The following is a 19684-nucleotide window of genomic DNA, read 5'->3' on the forward strand; positions in this document are numbered from 1 at the left end:
AATGAAAATACTTCACCTTGCCGATGATGAAAAATTTATAGACCTCGCGATAAAAACGTTTGAAGTTGCCGCTCCTGACCAAAATGACTTGTACGTATACAGTAGACATCCATTACGTCTTGTAAAATCCAGGGCGTCAATACCTTCGAAGCTGTCGCTTTTGACTGGTTATTTAGCAAAAAAAATCAACCAGTATGACCTAGTAATCATTCACTCGCTAAACCCAGCTTGGTATCCATCCATCTTAAAACTAAATAGAAACATCCCAATAGTTTGGATAGGATGGGGTTACGATTACTACGATATAATCTATTCTTCCCCGAAGCAAATGCTGCTGCCGTTAACAAAGCAACGTATGAAGGAAATACAAACAACAGGCAGCTTATATAGCAAAATAAAATCAAAATTAAAAAATCTTATAACATCCACAAGCAAAACCAAAGTCATAGAAAGAATAAATTATTTTTCACCTGTATTACCTGCAGAATTTGATCTGGTAAAAAATATGTTTTCAGGGACTAAATTCCCTGAATATATTTTTTGGAATTACGGGAATCTTGAGGAAGATCTCGTTAGGGGATTCACCGATTCCCAAGTCACAGGAAACGCAATCCTTGTTGGAAACAGCGCATCTTTAGAAAATAATCATTTAGATACGTTCTCCTTATTATCCAATACGGGGTTTCAAAAGAGATTTCTGGTGTGTCCACTTAGTTACGGCGACGCGCGATATCGGGATTTATTGACAAAAATTGGACGCGACAGATTCGGCGAATTGTTTAAACCTTTAGTAGATTTTGTTCCAATTGATCTATATGTACGAACACTAGAGTCATGCGGCTTTGTTATAATGAATCATGTGCGCCAACAAGCGGTCGGCAACATCGTTATTATGCTTTATCTCGGAGCAAAAGTATTCTTACGCCGGGAATGCCCTACATTCGAATTCTTCCACAGTCAGGGTGCGATAATATTTTCAGTTCAGCAGCTGGAGCAAAACCCGGATTTGCTCAATGCAAAGCTTGATCAACAAAGTATGAAGATAAATCGAAGTATTGTCATGAAGAATTGGTCAAAAGCTAGTTCCGATAAAAAAACAATGGACCTTATAAATAAGGTAACTATGCCGTCGTTAACAATATGAACGCCAAGAAAATCGCTGCTTTTGCCATTGGCCCAATTGGAAGTGCCGCTCTAGGCTTCATCACACTACCTCTCATTACATGGTTCTATTCCGCCGAAGATGTCGGGCGAATAGCGATGCTCCAGGTATTGTTGAGCTTCTGCGTCTTAGTATTTGCTTTAGGTCTCGACCAAGCGTATGTACGAAACTATCACGACTCGCAAAACAAACCATCCTTATTAAAAACCTCATTAACTCCTGGCTTTCTCTTATTAATTATTGCATCTGTGTGCGCTCTACTTTTTCCTGGCGCAATATCTGAGCTTTTATTTGGCGTTAAAAGCACCCTGATAAGTGTAGTCATCGTGTCGTGCATGCTGGCCGCATTAGTCTCTAGATTTTTATCTCTCGTATTAAGAATGCAGGAAAAGGGATTAGCATTTTCTCTCAGTCAGCTTTTACCAAAGATTGTATTTATTTTCATATTAGTGACATATATCACTTTTTCTTTTGGGAACGATTTTCGGCATTTGATAATAGCGCACGCCATTTCAATAATCACCGTAACAATAATATTTGCTTGGAACACCCGTCAAGTTTGGTTGGCCGCATACAAAGAACCAATTGATCAAAATGAATTAACAACCATGCTTAGTTTCGGAATGCCCCTGATTGTAGGTGGTGCTGCATTCTGGGGACTAACAGCAATAGATAGATTATTTCTTCGCAGCTTTTCAACATTCGAAGAACTAGGTGTCTACTCCGTGGCATCTAGTTTTGCTGCAGTTGCAATAATTTTCCAGAGTGTGTTTTCAACCGTATGGGCACCAACTGTTTATAGATGGGCATCAGAAGGCTTAAACAACGAAAAAATTGACAGCGTTACAGAGCACGTTTTGGCGACCGTAGTATTTATATTTATACTGGCGGGTCTTTTTTCAGGAGTTGTCAGCTATATACTTCCAAAAGAATATGGAAACGTACAGTACATTCTGGTTGCGTGTATGGCCTACCCCTTGTTTTATACGCTATCTGAAACGACTGTTGTGGGGCTCGGTATCACCCGGAAGAGTAGCTATGCGATGATAGCTTCCCTATTAGCGGTTTTGGTGAACCTGATTGGAAATTACCTATTAGTGCCTAAGTACGGTGCCGCGGGTGCTAGCGTCTCAACCGCAATCGCTTTCTGGATTTTTCTAGTATGCAGAACCGAATTTTCCTGCATCAGCTGGCGGCAATTACCTAGAACCAAATTATACAGCGTTACATTTGCGTGTTTAATAGCGTGCGTTGGAACATCGCTTTGCGGATCAAATTATCCGTCATTGGCAGTTTTCCCATGGATTTTAATAGGCTGCACAAGCTTATATATATTCAGATCTTCAATTGGCGCTGCAAGAGCAGAATTTATACGCCAGATACAACAATGACAGCAAACCGCTACTTACAACCCTATTTCTTCAGTGAATTGACCTTGAATATCATTATAGTTTGTTACTTTTCAATATACGACACAACACCTAGAGCTTTTCGAGCACGCTCGCTGTACGAATCGCTATCAAATCTCGGACATACTGTAACAGTTATAACACCGGCACCTGCCAATAGTACTAACGTAGCGAAAAATGAAAGCAGCTTTAGAGCATCGATTAAGCAGCTAGTTCGGCGAACTGTAGTTTTTTTGTTACCGGATGGAATTGGTACTTTTAGAATACCTTTCTTTATCCAACAGATGAAAGGTAAGACTTCAGACATCACAATTTCGGTTGGACTTCCATTCACTGTTCATCTTGCAACCGCCATTTCAATACATTTAAGATTATTAAAAACTAAATTTGCAATTGCTGATTATGGTGACCCATACAGTCAAAACCCAGGTTCGCAGAAGTGTTTTTACGCGAAAGTTATGGAAAAATGGGTTGTCTCTAAATTTGACATTATTACAATACCTACGATCAAAGCTGTTGACGCTTTTACACAAGTAATAACTTCTAAAAATAAACTCATTGTTATCCCCCAAGGTTATGCAATCAACCAGAACCACGCCATTAATTACAAAAAAAATCTGATACCCAATTTTGCTTATGCTGGAATCCTTTACAAATTAATCAGAAATCCTAAAACTTTTTTTGAATACCTTTTAGCCGCTGACTTTGATTTTCGATTTCACATCTATACCGATGTTAACAATACTGAGACAATGCAAATATTGAAGCCATATATCGGGCGCCTAGGAGAAAAACTTATTGTCCATGAGATGATCCCTCGTGAACAGTGCATCGAAGCGCTTAGTCACATGGATTTCCTAATCAATTTTTCAAATGATTCAACCTCACAAACTCCCAGTAAAATTGTGGATTACACAATAAGCTCCCGTCCTTTTTTAAATATATATCAAACCCAATTAGAGTTTAAGGAATTCGAGATGTTTATCAACTGGGATTATTCTGCCTTTAAGAGCACCGATATTTCTGACTATGATGAGAACAAAGTAGCTAAGATGTTCATAGATTGCGTAAAACACCATGCTCAATAAAAAAAACCTCCTCATACTGTTATTTTCGCTAAAAATCCTACTGGATTTTTTCTTACCTTACAGAGATGTTAATTTCGCAATTATAGTTGCTGTATTTACAATTGCTGCATTAATTAATTTAAAGAACATCACTAAAATATCGAGAACAGAATCTAAATGGATATGCGTATTCCTTCTAATCTCATTTCTTGCGTTTATGAACTCAGATGAGCCTAGAGAATTTTACAAGTATCTATCTCTAGTTTTGATTTATCTCGTTATACGCTCTATAGTTTCGAAAATGTCAAAAGAGTCAATTAGTAGTGCGGCCTCAATAATATTAAAACTATTCATTATTTCTTTCGTTTTTAACTATGGACTATCTTGGGCCGTAGCGTCGCCAATAAACCGAGAGTTCTACAATTTTGAGCATGCTAATCTTCTTGGTAGCTATGTGCTTATTTCTCTAACGCTCGTTTATTGTTTGAAACTACCTCGTCATTCCTTCATTTCCAGAGTTAAAATTCTGGCAGCTGCTGTGTTCACAACATCTACTGGTGCAGCCTTATTGGCCACTGTTTCATTTTTCGACTTCAAAAAATATAATGTAAAGAATTGTTTCGTTATCGCCTTGACACTCACTTGCTCGTTGATTGCACTTTATATGGTACTTCAATTATATTCACCTCTCTATTTTTCAAAAATTTTCGGTCCATTCACATTAATAGCGGATGGAAAACTAGGAGAACTAGGCAACCTTGCGAGAGCTGGTATTCCAATTCAAGAACTTGGTGACAAATATCAGAGTTCCCTGGCATGGAGGTTTTACGCTTACTATATATTTATCGATTTCATTGGCACACAGAATCTTTACACACTATTTTTTGGTGCAGGCTTTTGGGGTTTTTCCAAAGCATGGTCCGGAATAATGCCGCATAACGATTTTATTCTCGCTTTAATTGATTTTGGTGTTTTAGGATTTGGTGCTCTCGTAACTGCATTTTATCAAGCCTTTAAATTCGTGGCTAAAAAATGTAAAAACATAACACCTCTTTTACTCATACTCACCTTCAGGCTCCTTTTTGAAAATAATATATATTCATTTTATCTAACTAGTAGCCTTGTTATGTATACAATTGTTCTTTATTTCTATGTAACCTCCAAAAAGATTAATGGGTAATAAAATGCTAAAGGTACTTGTGGTAACAAATATGTACCCAGGAAGAAATCAAAAATCTTTATATGGCGGGATCTTCGTAAAGGAACAGATAGAGTCTTTAGAACGGGCTAAGACATGTATTGTCGATACGATATGCATTGATGGACACAAAAGCAAATTCAACTACATATCATCGGCGTTTGGCATCCTGAATAGCATCCATAAGAACAACTACGATATTATTCATATCCACTACGGCCTCAGCGGACTGTTCCTTTTATTAAGGCCATTCAAAAAATGGACGAATGTCGTTTTAACTCTGCACGGAGGGGACATATTATCTGCGCAGAAAAAACATGTTCAGGTATTTCTCACAAAGCTATTACTTAGAAAAGTTTCGAAAGCCATTGTCATCAATCAAGAGATGGAATTATTAGTCCGTCCAATATCAAAAAAAGTAAAACTACTACCTTGCGGTGTGGACACTAATTTCTTTAATGATACCTACTCGACTAAAAAACGAAATCGGATACTATTCGCCGGCAGTCCTCAACGCTGGGTGAAGAACTTCGATCTTTTTGAACGAATAATTGAAGAATACAAAGCAATTTATGGAGCTGTCGAAGTCGTTGCCTTAGATGGATTTTCCAGAGACGAGATTAGAAACTTACTCAGCGATTCGTTAGCGCTAGTCATGACGTCGCGCAGTGAGGGCTCCCCACAAGTTATTAAAGAGGCGTTAAGCTGCGACTGCGCAATTCTTAGCAGCGATGTCGGTGACGTAAAAAATATTCTAGAGCACACCCCCGGCACTTTTGTGTTTTCCGACGGCGATTCAGAGCAGCATATCGCGAAGATGTTAGGCGAATCCATTCAAAAAGCCCGATCCACCCCTGGCATCAGGAGGCAACAAGTACTAAATAAAAGACTTGACTCTGAGTCCATATCTAAATCTTTATTGACTTACTACAAGGAGTGAGTATGAAAAAATTGTCTATTATTATCTATTATATTTTTATAAAACACCTACCCAACTCGAAATACATCAGACTATTCAACTGCGTACGAATCCTTTACGTTTCTAAGATTTTGAAAGTAATGCCGTATGATAAAAATTCAATATTCGAAGACAATATTTATATCTCTAACTGCAGCCAACTTCGGATAGGTAAAGCATGTCAGATCAATGAGGGAGTTTTTATTCAAGGTGCCTCCATTGGTGACTACGTAATGATAGCGCCTAATGTATCAATATTAAATGAATCGCATACGTTTCAACGAACAGATATTCCGATGGTTTTCCAGCCTACGACACCGAAATCTAATCCAGTAATTGATGACGACGTTTGGATCGGTCGAAATGCTGTTATCCTCCCGGGAGTGCATATTGGAAGAGGCTCTATTATTGGAGCGGGAGCTGTTGTTACGAAAAACATCCCTCCATACAGTGTTGCCGTCGGTGTACCAGCAAAAGTCATAAGAAGCAGAATATAAATAGACTACGCTCAACAGTACTTTTGCACTTCAATATTGCACTACTACGCCAGGACTCTGCCATAATCTCATGACTAACAAGCAAACAATTCCTTACATAAAGGCTTTTGGAGTTAAGCTATCTAAATACAGCATGGAGGAAACTGTTAATTATATCTTTTCCCCATGCGAGCGAGCGAGCCCGTTGATTCGCGAAGATTTGAATGCGTTCAAGGTAATACTGAAAGATAATGATGTTAACGTCTCCAATGCGCTGCGAGACGCTGATATAATTAACATAGATGGAATGTCAGTTGTCTTCGCAGTTAGAATTTTATATGGGCAAACATTGCCACGGGTAACCGGCTGCGACTTGTTCACTCGCTTATTGCATGAGTGTCACGAGCGAAGTAAAACAGTTTTCTTATTAGGTGCAACCGAACAGACTATTTTCCAACTGCACAAGAGCTTATCAAATAAATATTCGAAAAATCTCGTTGCAGGATTTAGAAATGGATATTTTTCACCGACCGATTGGGACATTATTGTTCGAAGTATAAATGATAGTAATGCTGATTTTCTATTTCTTGGTACGCCTTCTCCTCAGAAAGAGATTTTTCTAAATTTTGCAAAAAACAAGCTAAACAAAAAAATGGTACTTATAGGTGTTGGAGGATCATTTGACGTTCTAGCAGGAAAAGTCAGTCGGGCGCCGGAATGGATGCAAAACGCGGGTCTAGAATGGTTATATCGCTTGATACAAGAGCCTAACCGGATGTGGAAACGATATTTGATCACGAATACCAAATTTTCTTGGCTGTTGCTGAAAGAAAAATTTTTGCAGTTCATAAGTAAATAACATCTGCCTCCACACTTAAAGGACGCAGGTAGCAAGACAGATACTGTTTAATGATGAAATGGAAATCGGCCTCTCAGGGATGTCAAGCCTTGTATGATCAAAAAAGCAACCCTCACGAGTTTTAGCTGTAGGTCTTGATGCAATGCGGTCTAAAACTTCAAGCGCAGAGGCAGTATCCGAAAAAAGGCACTGAATGAACTGATCTGACAGTTCCTGCTTGCAAATTATGTACAGCCTGCAATATCCTTTACCCCAACAACCCTCAGGGATTTCCTTTCAAGGAGCATGACCATGAAAAAGCTACTGGCTTTGGCCCTCGTTTCATCGTTCAGCCTGCCATTGATGGCTGCTGAAACAGCCCCAGCTACCAATGCTGCAACACCCGACGCAACCACAGGCTTGTCTTTGTCGACTCCCATCGCCGGTGGCGTAACCGTCGGCACTGGTCTGGCCATTGGTGCGGGCCTTATCGCTGTTGGTGTTGCTGCGTCCAACAGTGGCGGCGGCGGTAGCGACGGCACCCCAGGTACAACTGGCACCACAGGTACCACTGGCACTACTGGTACTACTCGGTAACAGACCCCGCCTCAAGATTGATACGCTAACCTCCCGGCAACGCCGGGAGGTTTTGTTTTACCTACTCCCCTCCGAGCAATTTCGACAATGAAACGCGCGCTACCATTGGCCATGTTGGTTGGCCTGACCCTGCAAGGCTGCATTTTTTCCCCTGGTCAGCACATGGACACGGGCAATTTGGTACGTGAAGGTTCTCCGGAAAGCAGCCGTATCGAATTGATTCCAATTACTCCAAAACTGTTGGCCATTGAAGGCGCTTTCGACAAAACAAACTATGTTGCTCCCGAACTTTTGGCTTATCAGCCTGTTGAGTATCGAATCGGTGCTGGGGATCTGATTTTCATTACCGTCTGGGATCATCCTGAACTAACTGCTCCTTCAGGTTCGCAGCAACAGATCGAGGCTAACGGGCGTCTAGTCCGCCCTGACGGATCGCTCTTCTATCCCTATGTAGGAACGATAGAAGCTGCCGGAAAAAGTATCGAGGAACTACGATCAACTATCGCATCGCGTTTAGCTAAAGTTGTCGCAGAACCTCAAGTAGATGTCAGCATACTTCGATTTGTTAGCCAGAAAGTTATTCTTTCAGGTGCCTTCTTAAAGACCGGACAAGTTCCCATCACCAACGCCCCACTTAGATTGTTGGATGCTGTCGGCCAAGGTTCAGTTCTTACTAACGATGCAGATATTTCCGGTCTAGTTCTAAAACGCGACAATCACGAATATCTTATCGACCTTGATGCTCTTAATCGTAAAAACTCTAACTTGCAGAGCATATATCTTAAAGACGGCGATCAGCTACATCTACCGTACAATGACCAGAAAAAAGTCTATGTGCTAGGTGAGGTCAACACTGCGAAATCTCTCGTTTTCAAAGGGAGTAATATGAATCTTACTGATGCGCTGGGTAGCGTAGGTGGTTTGAGTCAGGAAACTTCGAGTGGCAAAGAAGTTTATGTCATTCGCGGAGTTGACAAATTAGCGGATGAAACAGTTAAAGTTTTCCAGATAGATCTAAAATCTCCTTCAGCATTTGCCCTTGCTCAGCACTTCAAATTGCAGCCACAGGATGTTGTGTATGTGGGGCCGGCTGATGTAACTCGATGGAACCGCTTTATCAGTCAAGTGTTCCCTAGTGCCAGCCTGCTTCGTACCGGGATAGGCATTGACAACGACATTGGCAACAATTAAGAACTGGATTTTTTTGTGAAATATCTGCGCCTGGTCTCTTTGACGGTTGCCACTATGTTGGTAAGCGCCTGCAATCCGTTGATGACAGCTTCCATGGACACGCTCAAGGCCGCTTTCGAAGGTCCTGAGCCCTTAGCGCTTACTCGCCAACAGGTAAATGCAACTCCGTACTACCAGATAACTATTGCGGCACCTACAGGTGAGGCCGTGATGGCTTTAGTGCGTCTGCAAGATGGTGTAGGTTTCTGGATGGCATCGACGCGCCAGATACTTATGCTTGAAAACGGCCTTGCCATTCGTAGCGTTGGTTTCAACAACAACCTCGACGGCACTCGTTTTGATGGCGAGTCACCATTCCAGACCGGTCTACATCGTGTTGTAGATGGCCTGCAAACTCGCCGCCAGGTGGACTTTGTCGAAGGTTATCGGATGGGTGTAGTGCTCACTAGTCGCTTTGAGAAAAAAGGACTAGAAACTGTACACATCCTCGACCGCGACGTGGAGTTGTTGCGCGTGGATGAGGATATCGCAATGGAAGGCCTTGGCTTTACCGCGCGGAACCAGTACTGGGTCGACCCTACCGACGGCTTCATCATGGCCAGCGTTCAGCATCTCACCCCCGAATTGCCCCTACGCATTGTTCAAGTGCGCCCGAATAAGCCGGTAGTGCAATGATTCTTCGTCCCTCCTGGCTGCTTTGCTGCAGCCTATTCATGACTTTTACTGTAAAAGCCGACTCGCTGGTCACTGTGCAGGGTTATGCCTCCCAACCGGGACGATATTCTTTCCAGGAAGGCACGCGCTTGCATGATGTTTTGCTTCCTGCTCAGGTCAACCCGAAGGCTTACCTGCTCGGTGCTGCGTGGTTGCACACCCCGCTACGCAATGCGCAGGAGCGGCTCAAGCTGGGAGTACTCTTCGATCTCGCAACCGTGAAAACGAACGCGCTTCAGGACAAAAAGACCGAGTTGGCAGCACTAGCCACGCGTCTCATCGATAAGGTTCAGGCTATGCCGGTAACGGGGCGCAAGGTTGCCCAACTTGATCCTGTGCGGGTTGAACTGAACCGTGGTGACAATCCCTATCTAAGCAACGGCGATGTGCTGCTGTACCCCCCCCGACCTTCCACAGTAAAGGTCGTAGGTGCAGTGCTCGGCGATTGCGAGCTGGCGTACCAGCCTTTGGAGCCGGCCCTAAGCTATCTGAAGAGCTGTCCACGGGATCCCGGGGCCGACGCCGATTTTCTTCTATTAATCCAGCCAGATGGACAGGTATTCCGGGAAGGAATAGCACTCTGGAATCAGGCCAAATCAGTTCCGCCGGCCCCAGGTGCAAGCATATACGTCCCGATACAAAGCGCCGCGATTGGTGACCCCACGCCTGATTTAAATACTGAACTGGCCGCTTTCATCGCCACCCAGCCGCTGCTGGAGGTGAAGCCTTGAATTATCACTTTATTCCTTGGTTTTTGCTCGGTTGCAGCGCTTGGGCGACGGCTGAACAACGCTATACACAAAGCGACTTTGGGGGTGTCGGCCTGTTGCAAACCCCTACTGCGCGGATGGCACCTGCCGGTGAGTTGTCTCTGACGGCGAACCGTACAGACCCATATAGTCGCTACAGCGTATCCTTTCAACCCTTTGAATGGTTGGAGGGATCGTTCCGCTACACTGCCATCACTAACCGCATATACGGACAGGAAGATTTGAGCGGCAGCCAGAGCTTCAAGGATAAAGCTATTGACGCAAAAGTAAGACTATTAGAAGAGAATCACTGGACGCCGCAAGTTTCTTTAGGGGCAAGAGACATCGGAGGTACAGGTTTATTTTCCAGTGAGTATTTTGTCGGCAATAAACGTTTGGGGAATTTTGATCTTAGTCTGGGTTTAGCTTGGGGGTATATAGGCAATCGTGGAGATATTGATAATCCACTGGGCTGGGTAGATGATAAATTCAACAATCGTCCAGAGTCTACTGGACTGGTAGAAACGTCAGGCAGTTTCAATGCTAACGCCTACTTCCGCGGCTCTCCGTCCTTCTTCGGTGGAATAAATTATCAAACACCTTGGGATCCGCTTTCTATAAAGCTAGAATACGAAGGTAACGACTATCAGCACGAACCATTAGACAACAATCAAGTTCAAGATTCGCCAATCAATCTCGGCTTCGTATTCAAAGCTAACGATTGGGTAGACTTGCACGCAGCTTGGGAACGCGGCAATACCGCCATGTTCGGCATCACCTTGCACACCAACTTCGCCACCCGCAAGGCACCAACGAAGAGCTTCGACCCAAAACCCGAACCTGTGCCGGACGTCAAACCGACTACCGCGCCAACAGACGTGCAATGGGCCGGCGTAGCCAAGCGTCTGCAAAACAACGCAGGCTACACCGTTTCGAAAATCACCCAGCGTGATTCCGAGTTGATCGTCTACGGCGAACAAGGCCGCTACTTCCACACCCCGAAAGCCGTGGGCCGTGCTTCGCGCATCCTCGACAACAGCGTTAACGATCAGATCGACTGGTTCACCATGGTCGATACCCGTTACAGCCTGCCGGTCCAGGAAGTCAGCCTGCCCCGGGACACGTTCCGCGAAGTGGTGCAGGAAGATCGTCCGCTGGAAGACCTGCGCCGTGTGACTGAGCAGAATGTTCCGGTGCCGCATCAGGAGAAAACCCTGTATGCGAAGACGCCGGACAAGTTCACCTATGGCCTGGGCCTCGGGTACAAACAGAACGTCGGCGGTCCTGACGGATTCCTGCTGTACCAATTCAGTGCGGATTTGAGTGCCGAGTACCGGTTCCAGCCTGATCTTTGGTGGAGCGGCCTGTTGAGTGCGAACCTGATCAACAACTTCGACAAGTTCAAGTACGACGCACCCAGCGGCTTGCCACGGGTGCGTACCGACCTGCGGCAGTATATGACCACGTCGGAAGTGACGATGCCGACCTTCCAGTTGAACAAGGTCAAGCAGCTGGACGAAGACCTCTACGGCATGGTGTACGGCGGTTATCTGGAGTCGATGTTCGCAGGCGTCGGCGGTGAAGCGCTGTACCGTCCTATGGGCGAGCGCTGGGCAGTTGGCGTTGACATGAACTGGGTCAAGCAGCGTGATTTCGATCAGGGCTTGGGGCTGCGTGATTACAGCACCATCACTGGCAACGCCACGCTGTACTACCGCAGCTCCTTCCAGGACATCCTTGGCGCAGTGAGCGTCGGTCGCTATCTGGCGAAAGACCTGGGTGTTACGCTCGATCTGTCCCGCGAGTTCAGCAACGGCGTGCGCTTCGGTGGCTGGGTGACGGTCACCAATGCCACGAAAGAGGAATACGGTGAGGGTAGTTTCGGAAAGGGTATCTACTTCTCGATACCGTTCGACGAATTGATGGCCAGTTCGACCACTCGCCGCGCTAACCTTGCCTGGACGCCGCTGACTCGTGACGGTGGCGCCGCGCTTGCGCGTAGCTACTCGCTGTACTCTCTAACGGAGCGTCGCAACATCGACCTCTTCCACAACAATTTCTACAAGGTCACTGAATGAACCAGCGCATTATGCGTTTAGTGCCCAAGCTGGCGTTTTTCGTGATCCTGCTGGTGCTTTGTTTTGCCGGCATGCGCGGAGAACCCGTGCCTGAGGTATTTGAAAATCAGGACAAACTGCATCACTGGGCCGGGTTTGCGTGCTTGACGGTAAGCGCGTATCTGGCGTTCCCGGGCACTCGCATTTTCTGGTTGCTGTTTTGGCCATTAGTGGGGTCGATGCTGATCGAACTGGAGCAAAGTCTCATGCCGCTGCGTACAGCGTCTTGGGGCGACATGCTAGCGAATGCCGTGGGAGTAATGTGCGGGATGATGGCTATTTTGGCGTGGCGTAGGTATCAGAACTGGAGACTCAAGAGTTCTTCGACAATTATTGCCGAACGATAATCCGCTTGGTTACTGGTAGATCTGGCCCCATCCTCAGAGATGCGGCCAGACTCACCTATCTTCATTTCTACCACCGATTCAACTAGTCTCTTTCCCAAGCAGTTTAGCTAGCCCAACACTCATCGGTGTTGTCTCAGTCAATTCGAATCTCTCAAGCAGCCGATCATTATTCGCTCGCGAATGGCGAATATCACCGGAGCGCGCCTGCTCATGAGTAACCAGCGGTATTTCACCTAGCACCTCACCCAGCACTTCAAGCATTTGATTTAATGAGGTGGCTCGGTTCATACCAATGTTAATTGCGCCTACTCCAACTTCCGGCGCTTCTAATGCCTGTACCAACAAGCCGACCAAATCTTTCACATAGAAAAAATCACGAGTCTGTTCACCATCACCAAAAATCGTGATCGGCAAACCTTTTTGTGCCCGCTCACTGAAAATGCTGATGACACCCGAGTATGGCGATGATGGGTCTTGACGAGGGCCAAAAATATTGAAAAAACGAAACACCACAGGTTCTAGCGAGTGCTGGCGCCGATAGAAGTCGAAATAGTATTCACTCGCCAGTTTGTCTGACGCATAAGGAGTCAACGGTGCCTTGGGCGTGTCTTCATCAATTGCCAGCCCTTCACCATTATTGCCGTATACCGCAGCACTAGAGGCAAACACCACACGCTTGACGTTGGCTTGGCGCATGGCCTCACAAATGTTTAAGCTACCTACGAAGTTACTTTGATGCGTGCGCACCGGATCGTCTACAGAAGCTTGAACCGAAGCTACTGCTGCAAGGTGCGCGACTGCACGACATCCATCCATTGCTCGCTCAACTACTGCAGCGTCGGCAACGTCACCTTCGATCAGTTCAACTTTTGGATTGTCTAGCGGAACGTTGCTGCACTTACCGGTCGACAAGTCATCCAGAATACGAACTGAATAGCCTTTTGCGAGCAGGACGTCAGTCAGATGGGAACCAATGAAGCCGGCACCCCCGGTGATTAAAACTGGGCCATTAGGCATGATAAAAAACCTATCCATAATTTTCGCGACGATCGAGTAGAACGTCTCGAAGTAGTTCCTTGGTTTCATTAGAAGCGCAAACAGGCTTGCACGTGCGTCAGGCAGAAATGAAAAGCAGCGCTCCAGGGTCAAGTTTCCCACAAATGATGCTGTGTTTTCGATAGAAATTAAAAGCTAGCCGCCTATGGTATCGTAAATTCGTTAGCTCGGCAGGTTACAAACTAGCAAGCAAGCTCGCTTGTATGTTTAGACTTGATGGCGTGAGCGCGACTAAAAGCTCGATTCAGACTCTAGCCCGTGCGGACCATGGAAGACTTCTCGCACCGCCCTTTCTACCCAAAGGGCCGATAAGGTATTCATAGGTGAAAAGCGGCGATAGACGCAAACCAGCGCTATTCTCGACGAAAATTTAGACGCTGGCGCCGAAGATCCGTCATGACAATCCTGACCTCGCAGACGGTTTTGGTATCAATGTAGCCAAGGCCCAAATCGTCGTTCACCGCGAAGATCAGTGAACCACCTAGGCAATCGACAACAACCGAGAAACGCTTGTCCAGTGACTCAAAATGTTGCATTCGCAAAGCGCAATTGTTCTGGAACCTACCAGCATTTTCACTTGGACATGGTTGAACTTGACCATGAACTGGGTTACCGGGTTCACATCGTGGATGCTTACCGGGAGAGCCACTACCGGGAAAGGATTGGTCAGAGGGCCAAAATCGACCCTTGTGGCGCGTCTCCTGGCGCGGGCACCTCTCTAAGACTGCGGCTCTGGAGCCACCTATACAGGCCTACAACGCATGAAACACTGCCCCATCGACGCTAAGAGCTCATCAAAATGCGTAGCATCAGACTATTAACAGTTGCACCATTTAAGGTGTAGGCCGACTCCAAGCCAATGACGAGCCCTCGGCCCGGATGCCCGCCTTCATTGCAATATTCATCGAGTCCGACCTGGCCCACTGACCAATCCGGTTGTCGGCTTTGCCCTTGGTCTTGCGATTAGCGCTATACCATCCATGCCGCCAAAGCTTCATAAAAAATCGGCTAAGGGATCGTGGCATCATCACCCGGTCGTACCCCCGTGGAGAGAATCCACAGCTGCAACTTCGCCCTTCAAACATCGCAAGGGCTTTTAGCGACCAGCCGTGTTTTCTCGAAAGACCTCTCGAAACATCGGAATCAACAGAGATGCGCCGCGCTCATTCATATGATCATCGTCATAGAAAAGAGGAAGACCGTCTTTATCCCCCCAGCACACCCCCTCACTGCACAAATATGGCAGCGGATCAAGTAGCTTTATTCCGCACTGCCTAGCGGCCATATCCTGAGTTTCCAGCAAGAAGGCATTACGCTTATTATAGTCCTCGATGGTGACTGATAATCGTCGATGATCATCCCCTATCAACAATGATCGGGCCATGCCTTTAGGTACATTGTATTTCAACTCTGGAATTGGCCGCATCATATAGACCGCTCGAGTCTTAGCAAACTCACATGCGGTATTAATAACTCCACTCCGCATTTCCATCATCAGCTCTTCATTATAGCTCTGGTATGGAGCGCTTACATATTTTACTGGCGATGGTGTCAGGTTTGCCGGACCCGGCTCGTTAGGACCTTCAAACAAAACTGTATATCTATTAATTAGAATTATTGGTGCGCGACTGGCTAACGCTTGTTGTTTCCTAAGTGCGTAATCAACAAACTCCTTGCAGCGGAATTTTTCGTTCGTCTTATCTTTAAGACCGAACACTGTCTGACAGCTTGAAAGAGACCAGTCAAGAACATGTAGGCTTTTATCAGGGATCGACTTTTCTATTGATCGTACAAACGATCCCGCATGACTATCACCAAGTACAATCACGCCTAAATTCTTTCCGCCATAAGTGCACTCCGGAACCTTTTTTGTATCTCCAACATGGCACTCGCCAATTCTTGGGTTCTTATTCTTCGCTTCGGCGAATATAGAGTTTACCTCCGACGTAAATCTTCCTGAAATACCGTCATAAGCGTTGATAAAAAAGCTAGGAATTGCGACGAACGAGATCGCTACCAACAACACAGCGAAGCTTCGCATCTGTGGCAACCTGGTTAGCTTCGTGCGTGCAGGAGTCTCCACAAACCGATACGAAATCCAGCCGAACAGCAGCGTTAACACTAGACAAGCACTAATTGCCCCAAAGGATTCTGGCTGTTGAAGGTACGCCAATGCGACTGCGAACGGCCAGTGCCATAGGTATAGAGAATATGAGCAATTCCCAAGCCATTGGGCCGCCCGGCTACCAGTCCATATAGAATGTTGTCGGGCCGCGATCAGAACAAGTATCGTTCCGAATACAGGTAAAATTGCACGCCAACCTGGCCAAATATCAGCCGCATCAAATATTGCAATGGAAAAAATTATCAACCCAAAACCACAACCTTCTATCCATAGCTTCTTTTGATCAGAAAGATGCGAATCTTTAGCCAGCAAAAAAACCAATCCGCCAGCCAGCATTTCCCAAGCCCTCGCAGGCAGTAGGTAGAAAGCCGCATTTGGCATTACCGGCGTGACCATGATCGATAATAGCAGGGAGCTCAAAAAACCTAACACCATCACAATCATGAGCGTAGAACGGCCAGGACGTAACTTCCAAACTGTTAAAATCACAACTGGCAGGATTAGATAGAATTGCCACTCAACCGACAGAGACCAAGTATGCAGAAGTGGTTTCTCATGAGATCCAGAATCAAAATAGCCTCCACTTAACCAAAACAATATATTAGAGAAAAAGCCGAGAGCACTGAGAACCTCAATACTTAGAGAGTTGTACTCTGTCTCCGAAAGAAAAAAGTAGCCAGCCAGAATAAGAAAACAACAAAGCACGAGCAGTGCGGGAACAATACGACTTGCACGCGAAGAATAGAAATTCAAAATTGAAAATATTTTCGGGGAGCCTGCAGTGCTATTTCCTTCTATGCCCTTAACGATAATCCTGGTCATTAAAAAACCAGAGATTACAAAAAAAACATCTACGCCAACGAACCCGCCCGTAAATCCTACAACTCCAAAATGGTAAAGAATTACTGCCACTACAGCCCATGCCCGGAGGCCGTTAATGTCATCCCTGAAATTGTTGTTCCTGAGCTTCATATGTCTTTTGTTCTTCTGGCAATAGGTAATTTGTGAGTGGGCATTTAAGCGGCGTGGATATTGCCAGAAATCCGGAAAAAATTCGTGCTTTTAAAAATTTTTTGGCAATAGTGCCCGCGCACCGTTGCGCAGAGCATGCTTACTAGAAGTCTTTGATGAAGACGCGAGGCCAAGATTCAGCGTTTGCTTAGCGTCCTTCAACCAAGTAGGACGCTGTTGCATCGTCATCGGGTTGCAGTGGATGGCCCGAAGATGGGAACTCCAACACTGTTAACCAGCGCCCGCTTTTCTGCGATCGGCGCTTGGGCAAATTTACTGAATGGCGTCGGCTTCGCGCCGCTAAAGCAAACTTAATCTTAATCGTTCTCGTTCCGCAGCTGAACTGATATAGCTTCTGACATTCACCTGCGTCTCCCGCGCCAGCTATGGTGACTTTAGCTCCGTTGACGCAGTTGCGGATGGTCCACGCCACAGCGACCCGCCTCATAACACTTTTAGTGCGGGCTTCTCCTCAAAAAGTACGGACGAGAATGTTGGGGGTTTTTCTGTATTGGTTATACTTTTCTCCGGAAAAACACTAGCAATTTAGGCGACACGATGGGGATCTAAGCGACCCGAATGTTGGCTAAGGGGAGTAAATCCAACGGAAATGTAGGCCATCGCCTTGCGTTTTTGACGTTTGAGATCAACTGGGTGCCTTTGCCTGGACCCCGGTAACTTATGGATTTTAACTTAATGGAAGGGTCGAATTGCAGTCAAATCTCCATCCTCTCCGTCGCTATCCAGGTACCGCTCAATGTGCGGCTTAACGCATCAAACTATCGAATCAATGCATTGACCCAAGTGCTGGAAAAGCTAGCCATGCGCGGGCCGACTGGATGTCAATCTTTCATTCCTAGTGATTTCGCTTTGTTCTGCGCAATTCCGCCGCAGGATTGGTGTGATGGCTGGATGTGCTGAAATTGGTTGGGCGGTGATTGCTGCTCGGGGCTGAGGCCTTTCGACCGATTGAGGTTTTGATCGATGTGTAGGGCGTGAGCGCTTCCCGCGAACATTGCGTGGTTTACGGGCACACCGAACCACTGGTATTCGTTACTCACTGAAATACTCATTATTGTACCGTCGCTGTTCAGCAAATCCTCCAATTGGACACTAGTCCTTTTCTGATTTCTTTCCTGATTCGTCTCTCCCACAGTCGCCAACGCCTTCGTGCGGTGATTCGGAATTTTCGTACAAAAATTCCAGAAATTTCCTTCAAGCTGTGTCGACCGGCATGAACTGGTGCGAAGTGGGCTGATTGGATATTCTTTCGCTGCCACTGTGGATGCAGTGGCAGGGCGTAGGAACCCTTGGAGATTCACCGCGCGTCAGTCGTTTGATTGCGGCACATAACCTGTGTCCGTAAACTCGTTCGCGGCGGCTGTGCGCGGGACACGCTTCGGCGTGGCTGAGTTTGGTGAATCCTCAGTTTCCTACTCCCGCGTACGGCTGCCACCCAAGCCCGTAGGAAAGGCCGGTGGTAGTTCAAATGAATTCACCAAGGGCAAAAAAATGAGAGCACTTCACCCCGACCCACCGTACAAAAAACCACCCCCCTACCCCGAAAATCGCTTCAAGCCGCTCACCAGCAACTGCGACGACATGCCTACATTGTTCGTCGACACCCAAGCCCCACTCGATGTACTGATCGGCGCGGCAAAGTACCGAATCGCGGCCGTCACTCAGGTACTCGAAAACCTGGCTATGCGCGGCACGATCGAGTGCGAGTCCTTCATCCTCAGTGACTTCGCCCTGCTCTGCGCCATTTCGTTGCGCGATGGCTGTGATGTGCTGGAGGTGGTTGAGCGTCGATTGCGACCGCAACCTCAGGCTGTTTTGGTGGCGTGATTAACCCGGGTAGTTGAGGCGTCTCGACTGACGCCTTCGCGGACAAGCCTGATTCCAGCAGCCCCCTGTAGCCTCGGGATGCATGGACTTGTCCGCGAACTCTCGTCACGGGTCGCGCCCTGAACCTTTGCCAGGAATTCAGACAACCTTTTCAGCCAAGCCTGATACCAGAGCTGGTTCACGATGCTTAGCCAGGACGGCTTCGCAAGCGGCTTGCACTACAGCAACTGACGTTGCACCGCTTCTTCCAGCGTGCTGCGGGCAAGCGTTTGCACCACTTCGCGAGTGTCTTGCTGGAAAGGCAGGGCAACGATCAACACCAACTGCATCCAGGTACGCACCGACTCGCTTTTGCGAATGCGCCCAAGTTCTTTACCGTCCTTGTCCTTGAACACCGTTTCCAGGGTAAACGTGTTCTTCGCCGTACTGGGAATGATGAACATGGTCAAACCGGTCACAACGGCGGAGACAACGCTGTACTGTTCATTGTTGTACAGCGTGGCTTCGGCGTAGATGTCAGAGTCAACCTTGTCGGTAGTCACCCGCGAAAAGCGCCCCGACTCTCGGAACGCATCAACAATTGCCGATTCCCACAGGGCAGCTGGAGCGCCGGCAACCGTCCGCCCCTCCCCGCCGTTGGCCTGATAAAACGCGGTGGTGCGCACGAACGTCGTCGGCTTTTGCTGTGCAGCATCTGCTGTGAGTGGCCAGGCCTGTAAGGGCGGCAGTTCATGCATCGAATACGATGCGCAACCTGACATCAGAATGACTGACAGGATGAAGGCGTGTTTGATGTATCCAACCATGTGGTTCTCCTTTTA

16 protein-coding genes and 1 pseudogene are annotated in these 19684 nt (G+C 46.5%); 14 read left to right on the plus strand and 3 right to left on the minus strand.

Features of this window, described 5'->3' with window-relative positions; translation table 11 throughout:
* Window position 1 precedes the first annotated feature (1 nt).
* The 13 genes and pseudogenes from IMW75_RS17035 (at window position 2) to IMW75_RS17095 (ending at window position 12823) form a co-directional block, all read left to right on the plus strand.
* Window positions 2-1144, plus strand: a complete 1143-nt coding sequence (locus IMW75_RS17035; RefSeq protein WP_205893273.1) for a TDP-N-acetylfucosamine:lipid II N-acetylfucosaminyltransferase family protein — start codon at window positions 2-4, stop codon at window positions 1142-1144.
* Window positions 1141-2553: a lipopolysaccharide biosynthesis protein gene (locus IMW75_RS17040; protein ID WP_205893274.1), complete on the plus strand. Its 1413-nt coding sequence runs from the start codon at window positions 1141-1143 to the stop codon at window positions 2551-2553. Before IMW75_RS17035 ends, IMW75_RS17040 begins: the two co-directional genes overlap by 4 nt.
* Window positions 2550-3659 (plus strand): glycosyltransferase family protein, encoded by a 1110-nt coding sequence (locus IMW75_RS17045; protein WP_205893275.1) that lies wholly within the window; start codon window positions 2550-2552, stop codon window positions 3657-3659. Before IMW75_RS17040 ends, IMW75_RS17045 begins: the two co-directional genes overlap by 4 nt.
* 280 nt (window positions 3660-3939) lie before the next feature.
* On the plus strand, window positions 3940-4818 hold the full coding sequence (locus IMW75_RS17050) for a hypothetical protein (RefSeq protein WP_205893276.1): 879 nt from the start codon (window positions 3940-3942) through the stop codon (window positions 4816-4818).
* 4 nt (window positions 4819-4822) lie between these two features.
* Window positions 4823-5776: a glycosyltransferase family 4 protein gene (locus IMW75_RS17055; RefSeq protein WP_205893277.1), complete on the plus strand. Its 954-nt coding sequence runs from the start codon at window positions 4823-4825 to the stop codon at window positions 5774-5776.
* A gap of 353 nt (window positions 5777-6129) precedes the next feature.
* Window positions 6130-6285 (plus strand): annotated as a pseudogene (locus IMW75_RS27390) (DapH/DapD/GlmU-related protein); the annotation flags it as partial.
* A gap of 76 nt (window positions 6286-6361) precedes the next feature.
* Entirely contained in the window at window positions 6362-7129 is a 768-nt protein-coding gene (locus IMW75_RS17065) for a WecB/TagA/CpsF family glycosyltransferase (protein WP_205893279.1), read from the plus strand.
* A 291-nt stretch (window positions 7130-7420) separates the two neighbouring features.
* Window positions 7421-7705: a hypothetical protein gene (locus tag IMW75_RS17070; protein ID WP_205893280.1), complete on the plus strand. Its 285-nt coding sequence runs from the start codon at window positions 7421-7423 to the stop codon at window positions 7703-7705.
* Window positions 7706-7792: 87 nt separating this feature from the next.
* Entirely contained in the window at window positions 7793-8896 is a 1104-nt protein-coding gene (locus IMW75_RS17075; RefSeq protein ID WP_205893281.1) for a polysaccharide biosynthesis/export family protein, read from the plus strand.
* A gap of 15 nt (window positions 8897-8911) precedes the next feature.
* Window positions 8912-9571 (plus strand): YjbF family lipoprotein, encoded by a 660-nt coding sequence (locus tag IMW75_RS17080; RefSeq protein ID WP_205893282.1) that lies wholly within the window; start codon window positions 8912-8914, stop codon window positions 9569-9571.
* A gap of 38 nt (window positions 9572-9609) precedes the next feature.
* On the plus strand, window positions 9610-10341 hold the full coding sequence (locus tag IMW75_RS17085; RefSeq protein WP_237142297.1) for a capsule biosynthesis GfcC family protein: 732 nt from the start codon (window positions 9610-9612) through the stop codon (window positions 10339-10341).
* On the plus strand, window positions 10338-12437 hold the full coding sequence (locus tag IMW75_RS17090) for a YjbH domain-containing protein (RefSeq protein ID WP_414704651.1): 2100 nt from the start codon (window positions 10338-10340) through the stop codon (window positions 12435-12437). Before IMW75_RS17085 ends, IMW75_RS17090 begins: the two co-directional genes overlap by 4 nt.
* Window positions 12434-12823, plus strand: coding sequence for a VanZ family protein (locus tag IMW75_RS17095; RefSeq protein ID WP_205893284.1), 390 nt, complete (start codon window positions 12434-12436; stop codon window positions 12821-12823). Before IMW75_RS17090 ends, IMW75_RS17095 begins: the two co-directional genes overlap by 4 nt.
* Window positions 12824-12901: 78 nt before the next feature.
* Here IMW75_RS17095 and IMW75_RS17100 read toward each other — a convergent pair whose 3' ends face one another.
* Window positions 12902-13840 carry an NAD-dependent epimerase/dehydratase family protein gene (locus IMW75_RS17100; RefSeq protein ID WP_205893308.1) on the minus strand — a complete coding sequence of 313 codons (939 nt, stop codon included), beginning with the start codon at window positions 13838-13840 and terminating at the stop codon, window positions 12902-12904.
* Window positions 13841-14975: 1135 nt separating this feature from the next.
* Window positions 14976-16976, minus strand: coding sequence for an acyltransferase family protein (locus IMW75_RS17105; protein WP_205893285.1), 2001 nt, complete (start codon window positions 16974-16976; stop codon window positions 14976-14978).
* A 1551-nt stretch (window positions 16977-18527) separates the two neighbouring features.
* Here IMW75_RS17105 and IMW75_RS17110 point away from each other — a divergent pair.
* Window positions 18528-18863 carry a hypothetical protein gene (locus IMW75_RS17110; protein ID WP_205893309.1) on the plus strand — a complete coding sequence of 112 codons (336 nt, stop codon included), beginning with the start codon at window positions 18528-18530 and terminating at the stop codon, window positions 18861-18863.
* 218 nt (window positions 18864-19081) lie between these two features.
* Here IMW75_RS17110 and IMW75_RS17115 read toward each other — a convergent pair whose 3' ends face one another.
* Complete coding sequence (locus IMW75_RS17115; RefSeq protein WP_205893286.1) at window positions 19082-19669, minus strand: hypothetical protein; 588 nt, start codon at window positions 19667-19669, stop codon at window positions 19082-19084.
* Window positions 19670-19684 lie beyond the last annotated feature (15 nt).

This window comes from Pseudomonas gregormendelii (genome assembly GCF_017114825.1).
GTDB lineage: Bacteria > Pseudomonadota > Gammaproteobacteria > Pseudomonadales > Pseudomonadaceae > Aquipseudomonas > Aquipseudomonas gregormendelii.

Bases quoted from the DNA above. Each gene is read 5' to 3' on its own strand.
- IMW75_RS17095 (WP_205893284.1), top strand. From the start codon at position 12,434: ATGAACCAGCGCATTATGCGTTTAGTGCCCAAGCTGGCGTTTTTCGTG.
- IMW75_RS17115 (WP_205893286.1), bottom strand. From the start codon at position 19,669: ATGGTTGGATACATCAAACACGCCTTCATCCTGTCAGTCATTCTGATG.
- IMW75_RS17055 (WP_205893277.1), top strand. From the start codon at position 4,823: ATGCTAAAGGTACTTGTGGTAACAAATATGTACCCAGGAAGAAATCAA.
- IMW75_RS17050 (WP_205893276.1), top strand. From the start codon at position 3,940: ATGTCAAAAGAGTCAATTAGTAGTGCGGCCTCAATAATATTAAAACTA.
- IMW75_RS17085 (WP_237142297.1), top strand. From the start codon at position 9,610: ATGACTTTTACTGTAAAAGCCGACTCGCTGGTCACTGTGCAGGGTTAT.
- IMW75_RS17100 (WP_205893308.1), bottom strand. From the start codon at position 13,840: ATGCCTAATGGCCCAGTTTTAATCACCGGGGGTGCCGGCTTCATTGGT.
- IMW75_RS17105 (WP_205893285.1), bottom strand. From the start codon at position 16,976: ATGAAGCTCAGGAACAACAATTTCAGGGATGACATTAACGGCCTCCGG.
- IMW75_RS17040 (WP_205893274.1), top strand. From the start codon at position 1,141: ATGAACGCCAAGAAAATCGCTGCTTTTGCCATTGGCCCAATTGGAAGT.
- IMW75_RS17070 (WP_205893280.1), top strand. From the start codon at position 7,421: ATGAAAAAGCTACTGGCTTTGGCCCTCGTTTCATCGTTCAGCCTGCCA.
- IMW75_RS17045 (WP_205893275.1), top strand. From the start codon at position 2,550: ATGACAGCAAACCGCTACTTACAACCCTATTTCTTCAGTGAATTGACC.
- IMW75_RS17065 (WP_205893279.1), top strand. From the start codon at position 6,362: ATGACTAACAAGCAAACAATTCCTTACATAAAGGCTTTTGGAGTTAAG.
- IMW75_RS17035 (WP_205893273.1), top strand. From the start codon at position 2: ATGAAAATACTTCACCTTGCCGATGATGAAAAATTTATAGACCTCGCG.
- IMW75_RS17075 (WP_205893281.1), top strand. From the start codon at position 7,793: ATGAAACGCGCGCTACCATTGGCCATGTTGGTTGGCCTGACCCTGCAA.
- IMW75_RS17110 (WP_205893309.1), top strand. From the start codon at position 18,528: ATGAGAGCACTTCACCCCGACCCACCGTACAAAAAACCACCCCCCTAC.